Origin of the sequence: Ligilactobacillus apodemi DSM 16634 = JCM 16172 (assembly GCF_001434405.1) — a bacterium.
Taxonomy (GTDB): domain Bacteria; phylum Bacillota; class Bacilli; order Lactobacillales; family Lactobacillaceae; genus Ligilactobacillus; species Ligilactobacillus apodemi.
Window position 1 is genome coordinate 1 of sequence record NZ_AZFT01000025.1, and the last position, 19,412, is coordinate 19,412.

Below are 19,412 nucleotides of genomic sequence, written 5' to 3' on the forward strand. Positions count from 1 at the left end.
GGTGTTCCTAATGGGAAGGAGATCAATTCGGCATAGAAGTTAGTATTATCATCACGGATATCAACGACTGCCCCTTGTTTAGAAGTAAATGAGACAACTGAAGCCGTTTTTTGTGAGTTAAGTGAGATAACGTCATCCCAATCATTATCGCCCCGATTTGTCAAGATCACACGGAAGGTCGCATATTCATCGATCAAGATATTACTATTTTCGTCGACCCCAATATAGTTATAGGCAGAATACCCACCAGATGGGGTAGCAGTGGAACTGTTAGGACCTTTCCCATCTGATTCAAATAAGGTATTAGAATGTTTAGAAATAATGATATTTGAGTCATCACCGAGATCTAAAGCTACCCCACGTCCTTTATTTTGGAAGTGCACGGTCGAATATTCGCCCGAAGTAAAGGTCGCATTGTCACCTAACATAAAACCATCACGACCAGTAAAGTTAAAGGTCGAATTTTCACCAAATGTCACCACAGTTGGGCCATCATAACGCGTTGGATTTTCAGTATAGCCACCCCAACGATCAGTATCTGTATATGAGTCTGCCGGACGTTTTACCCCGATCGAAACCGCTTGTCCAATACTTGTATTCATCGTTACAACGGAATCACGGCCAGTGATAAAGCTACCACCTTGTTCCATAAAAATACCAGCATTGTGGTAACGAGCCGAATCAGTCGCGTTATTTGTATTCATGTTGACTGTAAAGGTCGCATTATCGCCAACTTTTACCGTCGAACCATCTGGTAAGTTGATCCCATCCCCGATCGAAGAACGGTTAAGTGTAAAGGTCGCACCATCAGCGATCGTCACTGAGTTTGCGCTATGGATATTGGCTTCACGACTAGTTGCACTATAGGTATTTGCCTTACCCGTACTTGCATTATCGACCGTTGAGGTCGTGGTCCCATCGATGATAACGTTAGTCGTACCACCACCACCATATAAGGAAGTCCCTGTAGCAGTGACATCTTTAAAGGTCACGGTATTTGTACCTGTTGTTGCATTAAGGTCAATGACCCCAGTACCGACACCAGTCGTCACAGTCAAGTTATCAAAAGTAACGTTCCAAGAACCACCAGTTGCGGTCAGACTGTAGTTACCAAAGTTGATACTTGCACCATCAGCCCCCTTAACGGTAACTGTATGGCCGTTGCTTCCAATACTATTGTTGCTAGTAGCTGTAAGGGCCCCGTTAACATTGATGATATTATAATTCGAGTTAGCCATGGCGCTGACCAGATCAGCCCAGCTGCTAACTGTGGTCTCATTAGTCGTTTCTGCTACTGCCACTGGTGTGTCTGCTGCTAATGCTGTTAGAGCAGATTCACCAAAACTTTGAGTCGTTTCATCAGCTGGAGCAACTGAATTGGTAGTTAGCGCCTCATTTGATGGCGTAGAAGTGGGCGCTGTAGTTGAACTCGCTTGCGAAGTTGCAGCTTCATTTGCTGATGCTGTCGCCAAAGAAGTTGTATTTTCAGCATTGTTTATGTTATTATTGGCTTCGCTAGTGGCATTTTCAAAATTCGTTGTTGCTTCTGAAGTTGCTGCTTCTGAAGCTTGTGTTCCCGCACTTGACGAATTTTCATTTGTTTCACTGGATGGTTCAACAGTCGTTGCTGTTTGTGCTTGAGTATTAGCGGTACTTGAAGCAGCAGGAGCGGCTGTTTTTGTTGTTGTGGTGTTTTCAGTACTTTGAGTCCCGGCTGAAGCAGGCGCACTACTTGGCGTAGACGATGCTGGTGTTTCTGAGTTTGCCCCAGCAGAGCTGCCAGACAAAGTCACAACATTTGAATCATTCGCAGTATTGGAAATAACTTCAGCAGTTTCATCAGTAGTAGCGTTTTCATCAGCTCGAGCGGTGAGATTAGCGTTACTGTAAGCTGCAAAGGTACAGCTCACTAACACAGAAGCCACACCAACACTAAATTTTTTGATCGTAAAATGTTGCTTTTGTGGCTCCATTCGTTGGAGATGGAACTTAGTATTATTTCTCGAAAGCATTATGTCGACCTCCATTCTTTTGATATGAAATTAAGTACACATGACAGATTATTATTATCTGTAATATTATATTAAAATTTTTTTAATATTAAATCAAATGATTAGCTAGTTTAAAACCGCCTTTATTTTTGTTATTATAGGAAAAAGAAAAGCTGATGATAATATATATTATATAAAAAAACTAATATTATCTAATAAAAAATTAATATTCATATTTTTTAATGTTATCTTGGAAGCATTAAGAGGGAAAAAATCATTAGCTCAAACTGATCAACACCGGTATATAATGAAAAAGAAATTATTAATAAATATAAGGAGAAAAATATATGTTACATACAATTTCATTTATCCTAAATAATAAAAAATTTCGTAACTATTTTTTTGCACTTTTTTACGGCTTACTGTCAGCGATCGGGATCAATCTATTTTTAAATAATGCCCAATCATATTCTGTTGGAGTCGCAGGGATCGCTCAATTATTACAAGCAATTTTAGCCACCTTTAGCATCCACGTCAGCTTAAGTCTGTTATTGATCATCTTCAATATCCCCCTTTTTATTTTTGCTTGGCGGGCTTTTGGCTTAAAATATATCTTTTTTTCCTTATTAGCAGTTTTATCAAATATTGTCTTTTTACAACTCATTCCCCAAACAGAAATCGTCAAAGATCCCTTGACTAATACTTTGATCGGAGCTGCATTGATCGGGATCGGTGTTGGTTTATGCTTTAATAATGGCTTTTCTACGGGAGGAACTGACATCATCGTTAATTACATCCAACTCCATTACCATAAAAAAGTTGGCTTTGTCAGTAATTTGATCAACAGTGGAACTTTGATCATCACTGCACTTTTCTTTGATCTAGGTAGAACAGTTTATAGTTTGTTAGGGATGCTTGTGACTAGCTATCTCATGGATTATGTCTTTGTTTTACAAAAAGATGTTAATATTATGATCTTTACTAAGAGATCCGACCAGATCGCAGCATCTCTAAAAAAATTTGTTCATGGTGCGACTTTGATCAAGGGGATCGGCGTCTATACTGGGCAAACGACCGACATCATCATTGTAGTCGCCCAAAAAGGGCAACTCAACTATCTAAAACAAATGATCAAAGCTGTTGACCAAGATGCTTTTATCAGTACACAAAGTTCCAATGCTGAATTAGGTAATTATCGGCGCGTTTTTGACGCTTAGCCCAAACGACTGAGCCAGTGACTGTAAAATTTACAGTCACTGGCTCAATTGTTTATCAAAATAAATTTATCTTAGTTTGTTAGGGGTGTATAATTCATAATAGTCATACTAATTAAGGAGTGATCTTTCGATGAAAAAGTGGCTATTACCACTCATATGCTTCATAGGGATCTTGGGGACCCCCCTTTCAGTGAAAGCATCTTCTACAATTATGATCGATGGTTCGTTTGACGATTGGGCTCAGATCCCCAAAACTGATATTTCGTTTTCATGGGATAGTTATAACTATAAACAAATGGCGTTAAGTGTTGACGACAATGCGCTTTACCTTTATATCGATATGTCACCTAAGCAGGGTAATGGGTATAATGTCTTACAAGTCGCTAATTATGAATTCACGATCGGTTCACACCATTACTATATCGACTTTCGTACCCCATCTGGCCAAACACTGGTAACTTCCGACCTAGCTACTGGTCAATCAAGAGAATTCAAAGCATACATATATGAAGCAGGAAATAATGGAGTCAACCAGTTATCAACCGCTTCACAAGGGATCGTAACACGATTAAGTTCCCAAAACTTTACCGAAATCGCCGAATTAAGGATCCCACTTAGTGATTTTAAGATCGATTCGCTCGCAAGCCAAAAAATCACCGTCAAAAATACTAATCTTGGTTCCCAAGAATTAATTATCATGGGCGCAAGTTCCGCGCCTTACATTTTAGCAGGTCTAGGCTTAGTTTTTGCGACCACACTTTTATGGTTCAAGCGCGACAACTTGACCTTTTCGAGGGCTAACTAATGATTTATACGACTATTTTTTGGGGCTGCGTCATTTTATGGCTTTACCTATTATCAGTCTTAAAACGCGCTGCTTTAGCAGGATATTATTTTATCTTTGGAAGTGTCGGGCTTTTTTCCGCACTCGTTTTCTTGGGACAAAATTACCTTGTGTGGCTTTTTTCCGCCACATTGACTAAATGTGTCAACGTTATTGGTGAACTAACGGGAACTTTTAACGCTATCCAAGCTAACTTGCTTCAGATCATCCGGTCACATGAAACTTTGTACCTCTGGGTCGACTTTGAATGCTCCGGGATCATTGAAACGACTGCTTTTATCGGACTGATCGCCTTTTACCCACTCTACGCTCGCCAAGAACGACTCTTGTTAGCCTTTGCAGGTAGTTTATTTATTTTTTGTGCCAATCTTTTACGACTTTCATTGATCGCTATTGCACTTTATCATTTTGGGAGCCCTAGCTTTTATCTTTGGCACTCGCTCATCGGTCGGATCGTCTTTTATCTTTTAGTGCTCATTCTTTACTATAATGTCTTTACCCGCTCACATATCGTTCAAAAATTCTTACATGATAAAGGAGAAAAAATTTGATGCTTATCTTATCTCGTTTTGGTTTTTGGCTCTCATGGTTATTACTTCCGCTTTTGTTTGAGATCATCCCCGCACTGGCCTTTTTTTGCCAGCTTTTATGGGATAAACGAAAAAAAAAGCATACCGAGCCACTATTATTTTATCCTTATATCACCGTGATCATTCCGGTCTATAATTCGCAAGACACGCTTTATCGGTGCCTAAGATCGCTTGCAAATTCTTTATATCCGACAGAACAAATGCAAGTCATCATTGCCAACAACGGTAGTACTGATCAAAGCTTTCTGGAGTTTGAACGCGCCCAACAAGATTTCCCTGCACTTGCTTTACATTGGTTAAATACTGACAACGGTAAAGCAAGAGCTCTAAATTCGGCGATCTATAGTGCTTGGGGACAATATATCATCAATATCGATAGTGATGGTGTCTTGGAAAAACATGCCTTGACCAATATTATCACCCACTTTGAAAATGATCTAACAGTAGAGGCTTTGACCGGCGCGATCTTGATCAATAAAAAATCATTACGTCAAACTAGCAAGTGGTCCTTACTTTTTTTACGATCAAATGAATATTTCGAATATATTCAAGCTTTCTTGACTGGACGGCGGATCGAAACGTCTCACGATCAACTTTTCACCCTATCAGGTGCTTTTTCGGCCTTTCGTAAAAAAACACTCTTAGAAACTTTTTTATATGATCCCCATACTGTTGGTGAAGATACTGAGATCACCTTTCAGATCCGTGAAACACTCAAGCGTAAGATCGCTTTGTGTCCTAACGCGATTTTTTATACGGAACCGCTGGAAAGTTTAGGCAAACTTTACTTGCAACGCCAGCGCTGGCAACGCGGTCAGATCGAAACAGTTCAAAGTTTTATGCATCAACAGGCAAGTATCAAAACTTTTTTTAGTAATTTTATGGTACGTAAAATGATTCTTGATCATACATTTATCTTTTGTCGGATCATCTGGATCTTTGGGTTAGCGATCTTGATCTATTTAGGTTACTCTCCTAAACTGCTCGTAGCTTCATTGGGATTATTGTATCTTTTATATGTCTTTAATAGTTGCTTGAGTCTTTGGACAGCGTTAATTTATTTAAAACTTTTCCCTAAAGAGCGCCGTTTCTTATTACATAAAGCTTGGACGGTCTTTACGTTACCGTTATATAACTTTTTTTGTGCGCTAGTACGCTTGTTAGGGATCATCAATTCGATCGTTCTTCCAGCTCAATGGAATACGATCCCTTTTAGTCAAGAATGTCATAAAGTAAAAAAAATCATGCTCACTGACTTGAAAAAATCGCTTGAAAGGAATAAGCCCCATGATCAAAAAACATCACCTAAAGATCACTAGTTATCTCAACGCAGGACATGCTATTCGTTGGAAAGATACGACTGGTAAGATCCACATCCACACGTGGCAGATCATCTGTATGATCGGCACACTTGACGCTTTGACTTTCCCCCAATACAAATTTACTACGATCGAGAAAGTCTTAGACGAAGTATTAGAACCATTTTCGCAAAGCACACTAAATCATATCCCTCCTTTTGATCAACTTAATCCCACGATCGAAAATTTCACTGATTATCTCTTTGATAGATTCAACGAAGCTTTAAAAAAGTTAGATTGTCAGCTATTAAGCCTGGAAGTTTCTGAATCTCCCACTAGAACTTGTGTGATCACAGCTTTATAAACGTGAAAGGAATGGTGTGATGAAAAATTGGCTCTTTAACAAAACAAATAAATTTTTTAATGGTCTTTATGCGTTTTTTATGCTACTAACGCTTTATTTTGTCATCATCTCGGCTAACTTCACGCTAGGAGATACTGTGACTAAAAAAACGCTCGGAACTCGCACAACGAAAGTCACCGTTATTTTTTTAGCGTTTATGCTCACTTTAGGGCTCACACTTTGGGGCTCACCACGCTCACGCCAATTTTTACAAAAGATCTTTTTTAAAGCGGCGTGTATTACCGTCCCATTTTGTCTACTACTCGTTTGTAGTTGGCAGATCTTCTTTATCCTGACTGTCCATCCAGCGATCGGTTTTGATCCTCAAGCATTACATACGGCCTTGCGCGATCCAAGCGCAAGTGAACTAAGGGGTTATTTTAGTCTTAACCAAAACAATCTCTTTTTACTCTTGGTCATGCATAAATTAAGTGTTATTTTCGGCACGGATTCTTGGGTCTTCTTTGATTTTGTTTCCCTGATCTTAACTGATCTAAGCGTCTTATTTAACTTAACTACGCTTGCTTTGATCGCACGTAAGAAAGTAGCTTTAGGGGCTTATTTACAAATACTATGGCTTGCTTTATTTCCCATGATCATCGTTCCTTACTCTGATACTTGGGTCTTGCCCTTTGTCTCTTGTTTTATTTTATGCTATGTTGCTTCTTTTCATAGTAAACTCCCTACTTATTTGAAACTTGGGGCCGCGATCAGTGGCGGACTTTGCGTTGGTGTGATCTATTTTATCAAACCATCTGCGATCATCCCTGTCATAGCTGTCTTTTTAGTCGAAGGACTATTTTTATTATGCCAAAAACCTACTTCATGGCTAACTTTTAGTTTGGGTGTGCTGTTTTTATTAGGTGGGATAGCAAATAGTTTTATAATGCTCGACCACAAGCTTAATACCCAAACATACATTAAGATCCAAGCGTCCCGAGCACTCCCACCGCTTCATTTTATCAGTATCGGGATGACTGGTGACGGAGGCTATGATGCAAATGAAGCTTTGATCATGGCTAAATTGCCTACTAAGACACAAAAAGAAGCCTATGCTAAGAAAAATATCGCACGCCAACTTAAACAAAAAGGCTTTTGGGGCTATCTTAAATTTCTTTTCTTTAAACACCAACGCAATACATCTGATGGAACTTTTGCTTGGCAACAAGAAGGAAATTTCTTTACTACTAAAAAACCAACTAACAGTAACTTTTTAGCCGAAGCCGTTTATGCGCAAGGAAAATATAGTGCGGATTTTCGTTATATCGCCCAATGTTGGTGGCTTTTGATCATCTTACTTTTAGGCTTAGGGTGTCATTTTAAACAAACAGATCCGATCGTTCAAATGCTAAAACTAACATTGATCGGGGGTTTTCTTTACCTGTTACTCTTTGAAGGCGGGCGTTCGCGCTATATGATCCAGTTTTTACCAAGTCTACTTATCCTAGCCACGCTTAGTGCTGATAATGCCAAAAACTGGCTCCAACGTCGTTTTGCGTGGTTAAAATAACAAATAAAAGAACCGTTTGGGAGTATTGAGAAAAATTCCAAACGGTTCTTTTATTTCCGAAAATGAACGTTTTTTCATATTTTACCTTATTGTACCAGCGCAATTTCAACTAAATAGCAAAGGATCAAGACAAACATGCGCTCGTCCCTCAGCCTTTGCACTATAAAGTGAAACATCAGCTCGTCTAACTGCACTATGTAGGTCCGTATATTTTTTGACTTGCGAGATCCCACCAGAAAAACTTAAGTTGATCATTTGCTTATATCCTGTTGTAAAGGAACTTTTCTCTAATTCTTTTTCGATCTTATTAAAACGCTTTAAACATTGTTTAGCTGAAAAGCCATAAATGATCACACAAAACTCTTCACCGCCAAAGCGATATATTTTACTATTTTCACCAAAATACTTTGAACAACTTGTCGTTAAAAAATTACCAAAGTAGCGTAAGACATTATTTCCCTCTAGATGTCCGTAAGTATCGTTTACTTGTTTAAATGAATCAAGATCCAATGCACAGATCACGACGGGCGTATTTTTTTCCAATTTAAAATTTTCTAATTGCTCTGAAAACGCAGCATAGTTCAACAAACCTGTTAATTTATCATGTCTACTACTATATTCGATCGCTGCATATTTCTTTTGTTGGTGAAGTGAATAATTATGATATGCAAATTCTAAACACATCAACACACTCGTACCTAAACATAGTAACGATAATGTCATCAGATCAGTATCAAAGTTTATCCCATAAAGCCCACACTCGATCAGTGGTGTAAACGAAGTCATTAAGATCATTGCCACTCCTAGACCGATCTGGCTATGCAAATAGCGTTTGAGCAATAAACAGCAGCCAAATAACAAAAACATTTCTATCAAACATCGATCGACTTGAGCCAAAGAGACCAAATCATTGACATAAAAGAAAATCGCTAAGAGCAACGGTGAGAGCACTAACAACATATGGCCAAACCACTTTTTTCCTAAAAAAAAGACTGACACAGCAATTGCATATTGAAAATAAACATATCCGATCGTCTCAAGTGAAAGTTTAAGGACAAAATATTCTTGCACACAATAGACGATCGCAGCCATTAAATATGCAGCCCAGCCTAAATTTTGAGCAAGTAAAAAATCATGAAATAATAGCTTTCCTAAAAAGACACTAGTGATCACTATTGGTAAAACTATGACCATGATAACAAATTCATACATCTGTTCCACCTTCCATTATCAGATGCAACCCCTCAAGCATACAGCCAAGGTTTAAGCACACCAGTAATAACCTTGCTGTAAACAACCAATTTTAGCTACCTTAGTAGCTACATTTGCATCTTCGATCCCTTCTACAACTAATGAAACTCCATGCGCAGTAGCATATGCTTTCCAAGCACGAACAAACAATAACTTGGTGCTTAATGACATATCAGTCAATTTAAGGAGCGAGATTTTCAAGGAAACCACTTTGGTAATATTTTCTTTGATCAACTCATATGTATTTTGTCCGTACCCGATATCATCTAGCACGATCCCATACCCCAAATGCCTGAGTGCGCTAAGTTGGGTATGAATCTTTTTACCCAGCATTGGCGTTTTATCTTCTGTAATTTCAATGAGGATATGTTCTTTAACAAACTTAAAATCTGCCAAAAATTTCCAAGTACTACGATATGAAAGTTGTTGTGAAGTCAAATTAATACAGATCTGACTGCCACTATGTTTTTTGATTACTTGGCGCAATACGTCTCTTTTCCACCTTAAAAATAAGGTATTGACTTGTTCAGACATACTCACCAGTTTTAATAGCTCTAAGGGCACTTTCATATCTTTCAAAGAACGCAACAATAATTCATAACAAATAATTTGTTTTGTCCCATCTTTTTTTAAGATCACGATCGGTTGTAACGTGTAATCTAGGTCTATTAACAACTCTCGCGTTCGATCAATTACATTCATAGTTCACACATCCCTTAACTGCCTTAGTATACCAAGCTGTTAGTTGAGATACAATAATTAACATAAAAACAAATAAATGTTAATTTTTCTCAAAATAAAAATAGCTAACTTTACTAATAAATAGTTCTAAGTTAGCCATTACTTATATTTGCATTTTTACTTATTTTTATTTAATTTTCTTTCATGGAGCATGATATAGATCAACAATACCAAGGCCACCCCTACAGCTACATATAAGACGGTATTACTTGCGATCCAACCATATTTTGCAACTAAGATCCCGATCAAAGCGGTCGCTAAAGTCTCACCAAAGATATACTGGAAAAAGCCCATAAATCCTGTCGATGAACCAACGGCAAATTTAGGGACCACCTCGTTTACCATTAACCCAACTAATGTTAACGGTGCATAGATCAAAGTTCCCATGATCAATAATACGAGAACGATCGCACTATGAGCTGTGCTAAAAAAGTACAGCGTCAAACAGATCAGTAACCCGATCACACACCCAATGCAAACTAGCGCACGGCGATCTTTCAAAAAATCTGATAAGGCACCTAGCAAGATCACTCCTGGAACAGCAGCTAATTCAAAGATCCCGACTAGCCATTTGGCAAAAGCTTCTGAAAATCCTTTAGATTGAACTAAGTAACTCGGGATCCAACTCATAATTCCATATCTAACAAGATAAAGCGCCATCGAAGTAAGGGTGATCGCCCACACCAATGGATTTTTTAAGATATAGACTACAAATACTTGCCATAAAGATAAGTCTGTTAAATCAGCAGCTGATTTTTCCCCATTATCTAAAATAACTTCGTCACCAGTATATTCAGAAATACTTGGTAAACCTACTGCAGCAGGTCGTTCTGAGCCTGCCCACAAAATAAAAGCAGCGATCACAAGTGAGATCACTGAAGCCGTATAAAATACGGCTGCGATCGAACCAGTGAACAAAAAGCTAGCTAACTGGACCACTGCTACGCAAGCAAAAGCTCCTGCATTATGGGCTGAAGACCAGATCGAATAGATCGTACCTCGCCAATGCTTTCCCCACCATAACTGGATAGTTCGTTGACATGCTGCTGCCCCCATCCCTTGAGCGATCGACATGATCAACATCAAAAACATCATGACATATAGGTTACGCGTTGCACCTAACCCAATATTTAATACGGCTGAAACGATCAACCCGGTAGCTAAATACCGAATCGTATTACTTTTATCGCTCAAGGCACCCATAAAGAGTTTAGAAATCCCATAACCGACCCCAAAACAAGAAAGTACTAACCCCACTTCGGCAGTCGTAAAACCATATTGACGCATGATATCGTTTTGCTCGGTCGTAAAAATCAAACGAATAATATAATAGCCAATATAACCGATACAAAGCGCTAAAATAACGCCAGTCTGGTGCCAACGATAACTACTAGCCACCTTTTCTGGTGGTACCTTTTTTGTGGCATCTGGTGCCGGACGTAAAAACGTAAACATAATAAAACCCCCTTGTTTTTCGTACGTTTTAACACTTTTAGTTTAGCACAATATATCCTTTTTATGATAGCGTTTACACTTATTGATTTCGATCTAGTTTTACTTAAAAAAATAGTGACTCGCACCCATGCAAGCCACTAATTTTTTGATCACTACTTATGATAAGGACTACCATTATTGATCATAAAGCCCCGATAGATCTGCTCACTTAAAACTAAGCGCATCAATTGATGGGGTAAAGTAAAGCGCCCAAATGAAATCTTGGTATTGGAACGCTTTAACACGGCTGGACTCAACCCCAATGAGCCCCCGATCACAAATGTCACATCACTGTGCCCGTAAGTCCCAAGTTGTGCTAACTCAGCCGCAAATTCTTCAGATGAACGCTCCTTACCCTCGATCGCTAATGCATAAACATACTCTTTATCCTTGATCTTATGCAATATGCGTTCTCCTTCTTTTTCTTTCACAGCTTCCATTTGGGCGGGACTTAATTTTTCAGGCGCTTTTTCATCGGGGACTTCCACAATTTCAAATTTACAAAACTTGCTCAAGCGTTTTGCATATTCCGCAATTCCTTGTTTCAAGTATTTTTCCTTTAATTTTCCCACACAGACGATTTTAATATTCACTAAATATTCTCCTTTTTTTAAAGTTATCCACAGACTTATCCACATATCCACAGAGTTAACCACAATATCTAGGTCCACATTTAGTTTAACACACTAGATTTATGATTAAAATTTCTCATCAAATAAAAATGCATAAAAAAACGATAGTCGTTGGCTGACTATCGTTTTTGCTCAGCTTTTATTCAGCTGAAGATGATTCTGAATTAGATGATGTCGTTGTGTTCGAGTCATCTGCTTCTAGCGTTAATTTGACGCTAGCAGTCTTCTTAGTACCTTCATGGTAATATTCGATCTCAACTGTATCACCGATCTTGTGTTTATACAATGCTTGACGTAAAGTAGCTAAACTTGTAACTTTTGTTCCGCCAAGTGATGTAATCACGTCGTACTTCGAAATTCCGCTATCAGCTAGTGGTGAGTTGGATTCAACTTTCATGACCACGACCCCACTAGTTACGCTACTTGGAAGTTTAAGGGTGCTTGTCCGCGCACTTTCAGAAACATAACTCAAGTCAACTAATGAGATCCCTAAAGCAGGACGAACTACTTTACCGTTTTTAACTAATTGGTTGATGATCGTTACAACTTCATTACTTGGGATCGCAAAGCCCATCCCTTCAACAGTTGTCGAAGATGAACTAGAGCTTGAACCTGTGCTAGATAACTTCATTGAGTTGATCCCGATAACTTGACCTTGCAAGTTAACTAATGGACCACCAGAGTTACCAGGGTTGATCGCAGCATCAGTTTGGATAACTGTTGCTTGACCTGTTGTCACACCATTGCTATCGGTCACATCAATCGTCCGACTCTTAGCTGAGATGATACCTTGAGTCAAGGATGTTGCATAATCAGAACCTAAAGGCGAACCGATCGCTAAAGCTGTTTCACCAACTTTGATGTTATCAGAGTTACCAAATGTTGCCACTTGTTTAACATCAGTTGCTTTGATCTTAAGCACAGCCAAGTCAGTTACTGAGTCAGTACCAACGACTGTCGCAGATAATTTCTTACCACTTGCTAATAAGATCTCAACTTTATTTGCGCCCGAAATAACGTGATTATTTGTAACGATATAAGCATAATTGCCACTCTTCTTATAAATAACACCAGAGCCTTCGCTCGTAGAAGTTTGGCTACTTTCTGAACTATCTGAACTTTGACCAAAGAGGTCTTCCAAAGAAGAACTTGAATCTGATTCAGTATAAGCTTCGACCGAAACAACAGCATTTTTGACCTTGTTAAAGGCTTTCGTTGTTTGGGTACTTACGTTAACACTAATGTTGCTAGTTGAAGCTGTGCCTTGAGCATCACTACCTGAATAATTTTGATACAGGCTGTAACCACCAACGACAGCGCCACCACCTATCACACCGGCACACAAAGCCACCAAAAAGACCTTTCCAAGTTTATTCTTCTTTGGTGGACGATTACCTGAATTTACTTCAGTTGTTTCGCCATCAAATTGTTCATTTTTGCTCATACAAAAAGTCACCCCTCGTTTTAGTATTAAGTATATAAAATTATAATAACTGCTTTTCCATAAAAATGCTTGTTTTTAGGCAAAAATTAAGATTATTCTAAAAATTACTTATTTAATCTCAGCAAGTTCCGTTGCCTTAGCAGGGTCTGTGGCTAACAATTCAAAATCGCTACCAACCCCGAGATCATGGGCTTGCATGGTGCGTTTGACCGTTAAATGTGCCAGTTCTTTTAAATTATTTTCCTGACTCAAATGACCTAGATAAATTTTTTTCGTCCGTGGTCCTAAAACGCTCATCAAGGCATTAGCGCCATCTTCATTGGATAAATGTCCTTGATCTCCTAAAATACGTTGCTTTAATGCCCACGGATAGATCCCGGCCCGCAACATCTCGGTATCATGGTTACATTCAAATAAATAACCATCGGCATTTTTAACGATCCCTTGGACACGTTCGGAGACATAACCTGTATCCGTCACGATCGCAAAGGCATGGTCTTGGTAATGAACTTCGTAAAACTGTGGGGCACAAGCATCATGGGAGACCCCAAAGCTCTCAACGTCTAAATCACCAAAAGTTTTGGTTGTTTCCATTTCAAAAAGATGCTTTTGTTCGACCTTGACGTTGCCGATCCGGGGTTCCATAGCTTTCCAAGTGGCTTGATTAGCGTAAACATCTAAACCATAACGCCTAGCTAAAACGCCCACACTTTGAATGTGATCGCTATGTTCATGCGTAACTAACAAGCGATCAACGTCTTTTAGCGTCCGCCCGATCGAATTCATTAATTCTTCAATTTTTTTGCCTGACAAGCCCGCGTCGATCAACAATTTTTGGTGCGGCGTTTCGAGATATGTAGCATTACCACCACTTCCACTCGCTAAAACACTGACTTTTAAAGCATCATTTTCAGAATTCATTTTCACATTACCTTTCCCTTTGACTCAAAAATTATCATAGCACTTTTTCAAAAAAAATAAACTGTGAAAGTTACCACAGTTTATTTTTTGCTATTTAACACTGATCGTTTCATCCATCACACTACCCGTAAAGGCATTGATCCGCCGGTATTGAACATTACCGTTGGCGTTATTTTTGATCGAAAAATTCCAAGTTGGAATATAAACGATACTATTATTGACCGACAACAAGCGCGTATAGCCTAATTTGATCCACTGCACCTGAGAATTTGACGGTAACTTATTATATTGATAAAGCCAGATCAAAGCCCGCTTTTGGCTGATCGTGTCTTTTCTTTCCCGCAAGATCTTGATATTGCTCAAATATCCTTGCGTATAACCTGTTACATAGCCATTTTTGATGGTAAAGCGAATCTGTCCATCATTGGAATAAACGGGGCTACCATAAACCATTTGCGTATAGACGAGCACTGAACTACTCGAAAGCGTGGCGTTATAAGCATAGTATTTCCCATACAAAACAGCAGTTGTATCTTTCAACAAATTATCGGTCGTCTTTTGCGGGTCATCTGGATCAGCAATCTTAACGCTATCCGTAAAATCAACGGTCAGGCGGTGATTGGAATATTCCCAACTATATTGAAGTTTCTCAGCTTTATCGCGTAAAACATTAGAGTTAGGACTAGAAATATAATAACCCGATGCTGTTTCATCAGACAATTTGCCATATGTGATCTGGTCATTTTTGATACTCTTTAAGACCGAACTTGAACCAGTCGTCGAGCTCGAACTCGTATGCTGATAGATCGTCTCATTTTGAGTTAAATAAACGCTCAATAAGAAAATATCTAACGCAATAAATGCGATGACAAAGATCCATTCGATTCGTTTAAAGTTCATCTTTACTCGACCCCGTCTCTCCTGTGAGTAGATCTTCATAGTTGATCCAACTATTGTTATACTTCACAAAATATGTTGGTGTTAGATCCGTCACTAACGAAGCAGTCCCATTTTGGGTCACTTCATAGCCGATCTCTATATCTTCGATCTTATCAACATCTATCTTATTTGTCGCAGAAAGTTCAGCTAATACCTCTTTTGTTGCCTTTAATGTCACAGCCTTACCCGCAGCGGGAACTGGAACTTGTAGACTACACTGCGAAAAGACGATCTTTTTACTGCGGACTCGATTTTGGATCTGATAAGTTCCAAAATCACGGGCTGAAATCACTGGAAAACCGTCAATATAACTACGATAGATCACATTTTTTTCCTGTTGATCATATTCAGAATAACGCACGTCATTTAAACTAACACCTAACTGTTCTAATTGAGTAAACGAGTTAGATAAATAATCACTTAACGTCCAGTTTTGTTGCTTAGTATCATCTGTCAAATAATCCGTATAAGTTATTACCCCAGTTTTATTATTCACACTAAGTTTTTGGCCTGAATTATCGGCATATACCGTTGAATTTCCATGCTCACGCGTTGTTAAAGATGAACTTCCACTCTTTTCTGCACCTAATAAACGCGTCACATACATCCCCGCGTTTTCCTTATTATAAAGATAACTATATCGGGGGATCGTCAACGACGTATCATAATAAGTCAACAAGTTATCACCCTGATAATGATATGAGATCGCCATCTTCTTTATATTTTTCCCATTGATGAGACTTTTTAATTTAGTAAGATCGACTCCAGTTAATTTAGCCGTATAAACTTTTAAGTCAGCATCATCTAAAAAGTAAACAGTTTTACCATCAAAACTGAGCACGATCCGATCAAAACTATAACTTGAACTATTTTCAGGTTGGGTCTTAACATAATTTTTCAATATTTCAAAAGAGACTGCCGAACCATAATTCAACTGATAGGCATTATTAGTCTGAAGCAACTTCAAGTATTCTTTTCTTGAGACTTCTTTTGGTGCTTTGATATCAGTAAATTTAGCCCCTTCAAGCACTGTCATCATTGAATTTACCACATCGATTCGGTTACTCATCAACTGATAATTTTCCTTTTTGACAGTCGCCGTGATCGAAGTCGGGATATAAATATTAGCTAGGTTCTTTTTTTCGGCCGTCGAATCTTCATTGACGGTCGTAGTCGTTGAAGTTGACTTAGTGGTCGAATTGATATTGATCAGCCGTTGAAAATAACCGGGTGTGACCCAGATCAAGACTGTAAAGATCAAACTGATCAAAACCGCAATGATCAAAAGTGAGTGTAAGAACCAGCCACGAAAACGATTATTCTTCATCCCATAAGTCTCCTTCCGCGTATTCTTCATAAGGCAATGAGATATAGAAGGTTGAACCCTTGCCCTCGGTACTATCGACCCAAATGCGACCATGATGCATCTCAATAACTTCTTTAGAGATCGCTAATCCAAGGCCAGTACCACCTTGTGCCCTTGAACGTGCTTTATCAACGCGATAGAAACGTTCAAAGATATGGGCTAATTCTTTTTTAGGCATCCCTAGCCCTTGGTCAGAAATGCTCATGATAACGTGATTGTGTGTCTCCAACAAGCGACAAGTGATCACACCACCATCAGGCGAATATTTGATCGCATTATTCATGATATTATCGACAACTTGAATAATCTTATCGGTATCGATTTCGACCCATAGATCTTTATCGGTAAAGTCACGTTTGATCGTATAGTTTTTCTTGATCTCACGCGTATCATTATTGTCTTTTTCTAGCATCATGTCGAAACGGTTCAAAATATAATTGAACAATTCATTTAAATTGACTAATTCAAGATCTAATTCAACTTTTCCTAAGTCCATCCGTGATAAGCTCAACAGATCATTGATCATCCGAATCATCCGATCAGTTTCTTCTTGGGTCACCTTTAAAAAGGTCGGCGCAATTTCTTCGTCTTTCCAAGCACCTTCATTTAAGGCTTCAATATAACTGCGCATACTTGTCAATGGTGTCCGCAATTCATGCGAAACATTCGACACAAATTGGCGGCGTTCGCGGTCGATCCGTTGTTGTTCAGTAATATCATGCAAGACACACACGATCCCGATGATAAAACCTGAACGGCGCTGGATCAATGAGAAATTAGCATTTAAAATCTGATCTCTTCTACTATTTAATTCATCTAAGATCAATTCGTCTTGACTCTCTAACAATTCACGGATCGAGTACTTATCTCTAATATTTAAGACATCTAAGATAGACTTACCTCGCACTTCGTCAGGCGTCACATCTAGCGACTCACACGCCATTTCATTAATGATCGTGATCTTGCCCCCACGGTCGGTAGCGATCACCCCATCAGACATATGCGCTAAGATCAAATCTAAGCGTCGCCGCTCTGACTCGATCCCTTCTTGAGCTTCTTGCACCCGCGTCGATAAATTATTGACGGCTTGGGCTAATTGCCCCAATTCATCACTTCCATAAATATGAACTTGACCCGAATAATCACCACGCGCGATCCGGGCCGTTTGCTTTTTCATTTCATCGATCGGACGCGTGATCGCATTTGAGATCAAGATCGCTAACGCCAGCCCGATCGCAGTGGCAATCAATGCCGCCGTAACAAAAATAACCGTGACATCATTGACCGAGTCATAGACCGACTCTAAATTAGCGCGGATATAAATCGCACCCACAACTGTACTATTATTATTACCGTTATTATTGAATAAAGGCGTGATCGACACATAGTAACGCTGATTTGTCCGTTCATTATATGTCGTTTGCGTAAAGGTGCGCCCACTGTATAAAACTTGCTTAACATAAGTGTTTGTGGACTTTTGGCCGATCACAGAACGGTTGTTAACATTAATTTCTCCCCGAATAACGCCTTTAGCATCAATAATTTGGAGATCAGAGATATTATTGTTATTAATATCTTCTAAAATATTTTTGATCTTATCATTTGCTTCAGTTGTATCTGCCTCAGTCAATTGAGTCACTAATAAACTATTGACGTAAGCTGGCATTTCCACACTTTGCTTAAACTGCTTTAAATTTTCGTTGCGCAAGCGTTGCACAAAGACAGCACCAACGATTTGAAAAGCTAAAAAAAGCAGTAGTGCAAAAACTAAAGCGATCTTAAAGTGGATCGACTGAAAAAAATGTAACTTTTTGTTCATCATTATTCAGCCTCAGGATTGCGTAAATAATAGCCGACCCCACGTCTAGTAACTAGCCACATCGGACGACTAGGATTATCTTCGATCTTTTCGCGCAAACGCCGTACCGTTACATCGACTGTACGCACATCACCAAAATAATCATATCCCCAGACCGTTTGCAGTAAGTGCTCGCGCGTCATGACTTGACCGATATGTTTAGCTAAGTAGTATAACAATTCAAATTCACGGTGTGTCAATTCAATATTTTCATCATCTTTTGAAACTACATAGGCTTCTGGATGGATCGTCAAATTTCCGATCGTGATATCACTGTTTTTTTCATCTTCTTCGCTTTGTGAACTAGCGACCACAGTAGCTTGGCGCCGTAAGTTAGCCTTGACCCGGGCAACTAATTCGCGGTTAGAAAATGGTTTAGTGACATAATCGTCAGCTCCCATTTCTAAGCCTAAAACTTTGTCGATCTCTGTGTCTTTAGCTGTTACCATAATGATCGGCATATCGTATTTTTTCCGAACTTCACGAGCAACTTCTAAGCCATCGACTTTTGGGAGCATTAAATCTAAGATGATCAAATCCGGCAATACTTCTTCGACTTTCTCAAGTGCTTCTTGCCCATCTTCAGCGGTATGAACTTCATATCCTTCTTTAGTCAAATTAAATTTGATAATATCTAAGATCGGTTTTTCATCATCAACAACTAAAATTTTCTTCATTTCATTCGTTCCTCTTTGTCAAAAATTAAGTTCTCTTCCCCATGCTAAGTAACGGCTACATCACTCTCATTGTACTACAAAGTCCAGTGCTATTACACTATCGAGTCTAGCGCAAAAATTTTTCTAAAAAAAAACAGCAACCACAGAGCCAAATCTGCAATTGCTGTTAGTAAATCTCTGATGGGTGGTCAGGGGATCGAACCCTGGACCCACGGATTAAGAGTCCGTTGCTCTGC

General features: G+C 39.0%; 17 protein-coding genes. 6 read left to right on the forward strand and 11 right to left on the reverse strand.

What is annotated here, in order from left to right:
* The coding region (locus tag FC32_RS02115) for a pectate lyase-like adhesive domain-containing protein (protein ID WP_162253194.1) at window positions 1–2,012 on the reverse strand (2,012 nt) is incomplete at its 3' end.
* 326 nt (window positions 2,013–2,338) lie between these two features.
* Between FC32_RS02115 and FC32_RS02120 the strand changes: the two genes are divergently transcribed.
* From FC32_RS02120 to FC32_RS02145, 6 genes are all read left to right on the forward strand, one after another.
* Window positions 2,339–3,208: a YitT family protein gene (locus FC32_RS02120; protein WP_035460291.1), complete on the forward strand. Its 870-nt coding sequence runs from the start codon at window positions 2,339–2,341 to the stop codon at window positions 3,206–3,208.
* Between the two features lie 130 nt (window positions 3,209–3,338).
* Window positions 3,339–4,013 (forward strand): Firmicu-CTERM sorting domain-containing protein, encoded by a 675-nt coding sequence (locus FC32_RS02125; protein ID WP_025088004.1) that lies wholly within the window; start codon window positions 3,339–3,341, stop codon window positions 4,011–4,013.
* Window positions 4,013–4,603 (forward strand): exosortase family protein XrtG, encoded by a 591-nt coding sequence (xrtG, locus tag FC32_RS02130; protein ID WP_025088005.1) that lies wholly within the window; start codon window positions 4,013–4,015, stop codon window positions 4,601–4,603. Before FC32_RS02125 ends, xrtG begins: the two co-directional genes overlap by 1 nt.
* A complete protein-coding gene (locus tag FC32_RS02135; RefSeq protein ID WP_025088006.1) occupies window positions 4,603–5,961 on the forward strand; it encodes a TIGR03111 family XrtG-associated glycosyltransferase in 1,359 nt (452 codons plus the stop codon). Before xrtG ends, FC32_RS02135 begins: the two co-directional genes overlap by 1 nt.
* Window positions 5,930–6,304, forward strand: a complete 375-nt coding sequence (locus FC32_RS02140) for a 6-carboxytetrahydropterin synthase (protein WP_025088007.1) — start codon at window positions 5,930–5,932, stop codon at window positions 6,302–6,304. The genes FC32_RS02135 and FC32_RS02140 overlap by 32 nt, the downstream gene beginning before the upstream one ends.
* A 19-nt stretch (window positions 6,305–6,323) precedes the next feature.
* Window positions 6,324–7,853, forward strand: coding sequence for a TIGR03766 family XrtG-associated glycosyltransferase (locus FC32_RS02145; protein WP_082587121.1), 1,530 nt, complete (start codon window positions 6,324–6,326; stop codon window positions 7,851–7,853).
* Window positions 7,854–7,958: 105 nt separating this feature from the next.
* Here FC32_RS02145 and FC32_RS02150 read toward each other — a convergent pair whose 3' ends face one another.
* The 10 genes from FC32_RS02150 to yycF all read right to left on the reverse strand — a co-directional run bounded on the left by FC32_RS02150 (window position 7,959) and on the right by yycF (window position 19,176).
* Window positions 7,959–9,065, reverse strand: a complete 1,107-nt coding sequence (locus tag FC32_RS02150; RefSeq protein ID WP_025088008.1) for a GGDEF domain-containing protein — start codon at window positions 9,063–9,065, stop codon at window positions 7,959–7,961.
* A 51-nt stretch (window positions 9,066–9,116) separates the two neighbouring features.
* The gene (locus FC32_RS02155; RefSeq protein WP_025088009.1) at window positions 9,117–9,806 is read right to left on the reverse strand and encodes an EAL domain-containing protein; all 690 of its coding nucleotides are present in this window, start codon (window positions 9,804–9,806) and stop codon (window positions 9,117–9,119) included.
* 156 nt (window positions 9,807–9,962) lie between these two features.
* Window positions 9,963–11,300, reverse strand: a complete 1,338-nt coding sequence (locus FC32_RS02160; RefSeq protein ID WP_056957233.1) for an MFS transporter — start codon at window positions 11,298–11,300, stop codon at window positions 9,963–9,965.
* A gap of 152 nt (window positions 11,301–11,452) precedes the next feature.
* Entirely contained in the window at window positions 11,453–11,932 is a 480-nt protein-coding gene (gene rlmH / locus FC32_RS02165; protein WP_025088010.1) for a 23S rRNA (pseudouridine(1915)-N(3))-methyltransferase RlmH, read from the reverse strand.
* Between the two features lie 178 nt (window positions 11,933–12,110).
* The gene (locus FC32_RS02170; protein WP_025088011.1) at window positions 12,111–13,415 is read right to left on the reverse strand and encodes a S1C family serine protease; all 1,305 of its coding nucleotides are present in this window, start codon (window positions 13,413–13,415) and stop codon (window positions 12,111–12,113) included.
* A 108-nt stretch (window positions 13,416–13,523) separates the two neighbouring features.
* On the reverse strand, window positions 13,524–14,336 hold the full coding sequence (locus tag FC32_RS02175; RefSeq protein ID WP_025088012.1) for an MBL fold metallo-hydrolase: 813 nt from the start codon (window positions 14,334–14,336) through the stop codon (window positions 13,524–13,526).
* 90 nt (window positions 14,337–14,426) lie between these two features.
* Window positions 14,427–15,236: a two-component system regulatory protein YycI gene (locus tag FC32_RS02180; RefSeq protein ID WP_025088013.1), complete on the reverse strand. Its 810-nt coding sequence runs from the start codon at window positions 15,234–15,236 to the stop codon at window positions 14,427–14,429.
* Complete coding sequence (locus FC32_RS02185) at window positions 15,226–16,602, reverse strand: YycH family regulatory protein (protein WP_025088014.1); 1,377 nt, start codon at window positions 16,600–16,602, stop codon at window positions 15,226–15,228. Before FC32_RS02185 ends, FC32_RS02180 begins: the two co-directional genes overlap by 11 nt.
* Window positions 16,592–18,460: a cell wall metabolism sensor histidine kinase WalK gene (walK, locus tag FC32_RS02190; protein WP_056957234.1), complete on the reverse strand. Its 1,869-nt coding sequence runs from the start codon at window positions 18,458–18,460 to the stop codon at window positions 16,592–16,594. Before walK ends, FC32_RS02185 begins: the two co-directional genes overlap by 11 nt.
* A gap of 2 nt (window positions 18,461–18,462) precedes the next feature.
* Complete coding sequence (gene yycF / locus FC32_RS02195) at window positions 18,463–19,176, reverse strand: response regulator YycF (RefSeq protein ID WP_056957235.1); 714 nt, start codon at window positions 19,174–19,176, stop codon at window positions 18,463–18,465.
* Between the last annotated feature and the right edge of the window lie 236 nt (window positions 19,177–19,412).

Bases quoted from the DNA above. Each gene is read 5' to 3' on its own strand.
- FC32_RS02120 (WP_035460291.1), top strand. From the start codon at position 2,339: ATGTTACATACAATTTCATTTATCCTAAATAATAAAAAATTTCGTAAC.
- FC32_RS02125 (WP_025088004.1), top strand. From the start codon at position 3,339: ATGAAAAAGTGGCTATTACCACTCATATGCTTCATAGGGATCTTGGGG.
- xrtG (WP_025088005.1), top strand. From the start codon at position 4,013: ATGATTTATACGACTATTTTTTGGGGCTGCGTCATTTTATGGCTTTAC.
- FC32_RS02135 (WP_025088006.1), top strand. From the start codon at position 4,603: ATGCTTATCTTATCTCGTTTTGGTTTTTGGCTCTCATGGTTATTACTT.
- FC32_RS02140 (WP_025088007.1), top strand. From the start codon at position 5,930: ATGATCAAAAAACATCACCTAAAGATCACTAGTTATCTCAACGCAGGA.
- FC32_RS02145 (WP_082587121.1), top strand. From the start codon at position 6,324: ATGAAAAATTGGCTCTTTAACAAAACAAATAAATTTTTTAATGGTCTT.
- FC32_RS02150 (WP_025088008.1), bottom strand. From the start codon at position 9,065: ATGTATGAATTTGTTATCATGGTCATAGTTTTACCAATAGTGATCACT.
- FC32_RS02155 (WP_025088009.1), bottom strand. From the start codon at position 9,806: ATGAATGTAATTGATCGAACGCGAGAGTTGTTAATAGACCTAGATTAC.
- FC32_RS02160 (WP_056957233.1), bottom strand. From the start codon at position 11,300: ATGTTTACGTTTTTACGTCCGGCACCAGATGCCACAAAAAAGGTACCA.
- FC32_RS02170 (WP_025088011.1), bottom strand. From the start codon at position 13,415: ATGAGCAAAAATGAACAATTTGATGGCGAAACAACTGAAGTAAATTCA.
- FC32_RS02175 (WP_025088012.1), bottom strand. From the start codon at position 14,336: ATGAATTCTGAAAATGATGCTTTAAAAGTCAGTGTTTTAGCGAGTGGA.
- FC32_RS02180 (WP_025088013.1), bottom strand. From the start codon at position 15,236: ATGAACTTTAAACGAATCGAATGGATCTTTGTCATCGCATTTATTGCG.
- FC32_RS02185 (WP_025088014.1), bottom strand. From the start codon at position 16,602: ATGAAGAATAATCGTTTTCGTGGCTGGTTCTTACACTCACTTTTGATC.
- walK (WP_056957234.1), bottom strand. From the start codon at position 18,460: ATGAACAAAAAGTTACATTTTTTTCAGTCGATCCACTTTAAGATCGCT.
- yycF (WP_056957235.1), bottom strand. From the start codon at position 19,176: ATGAAGAAAATTTTAGTTGTTGATGATGAAAAACCGATCTTAGATATT.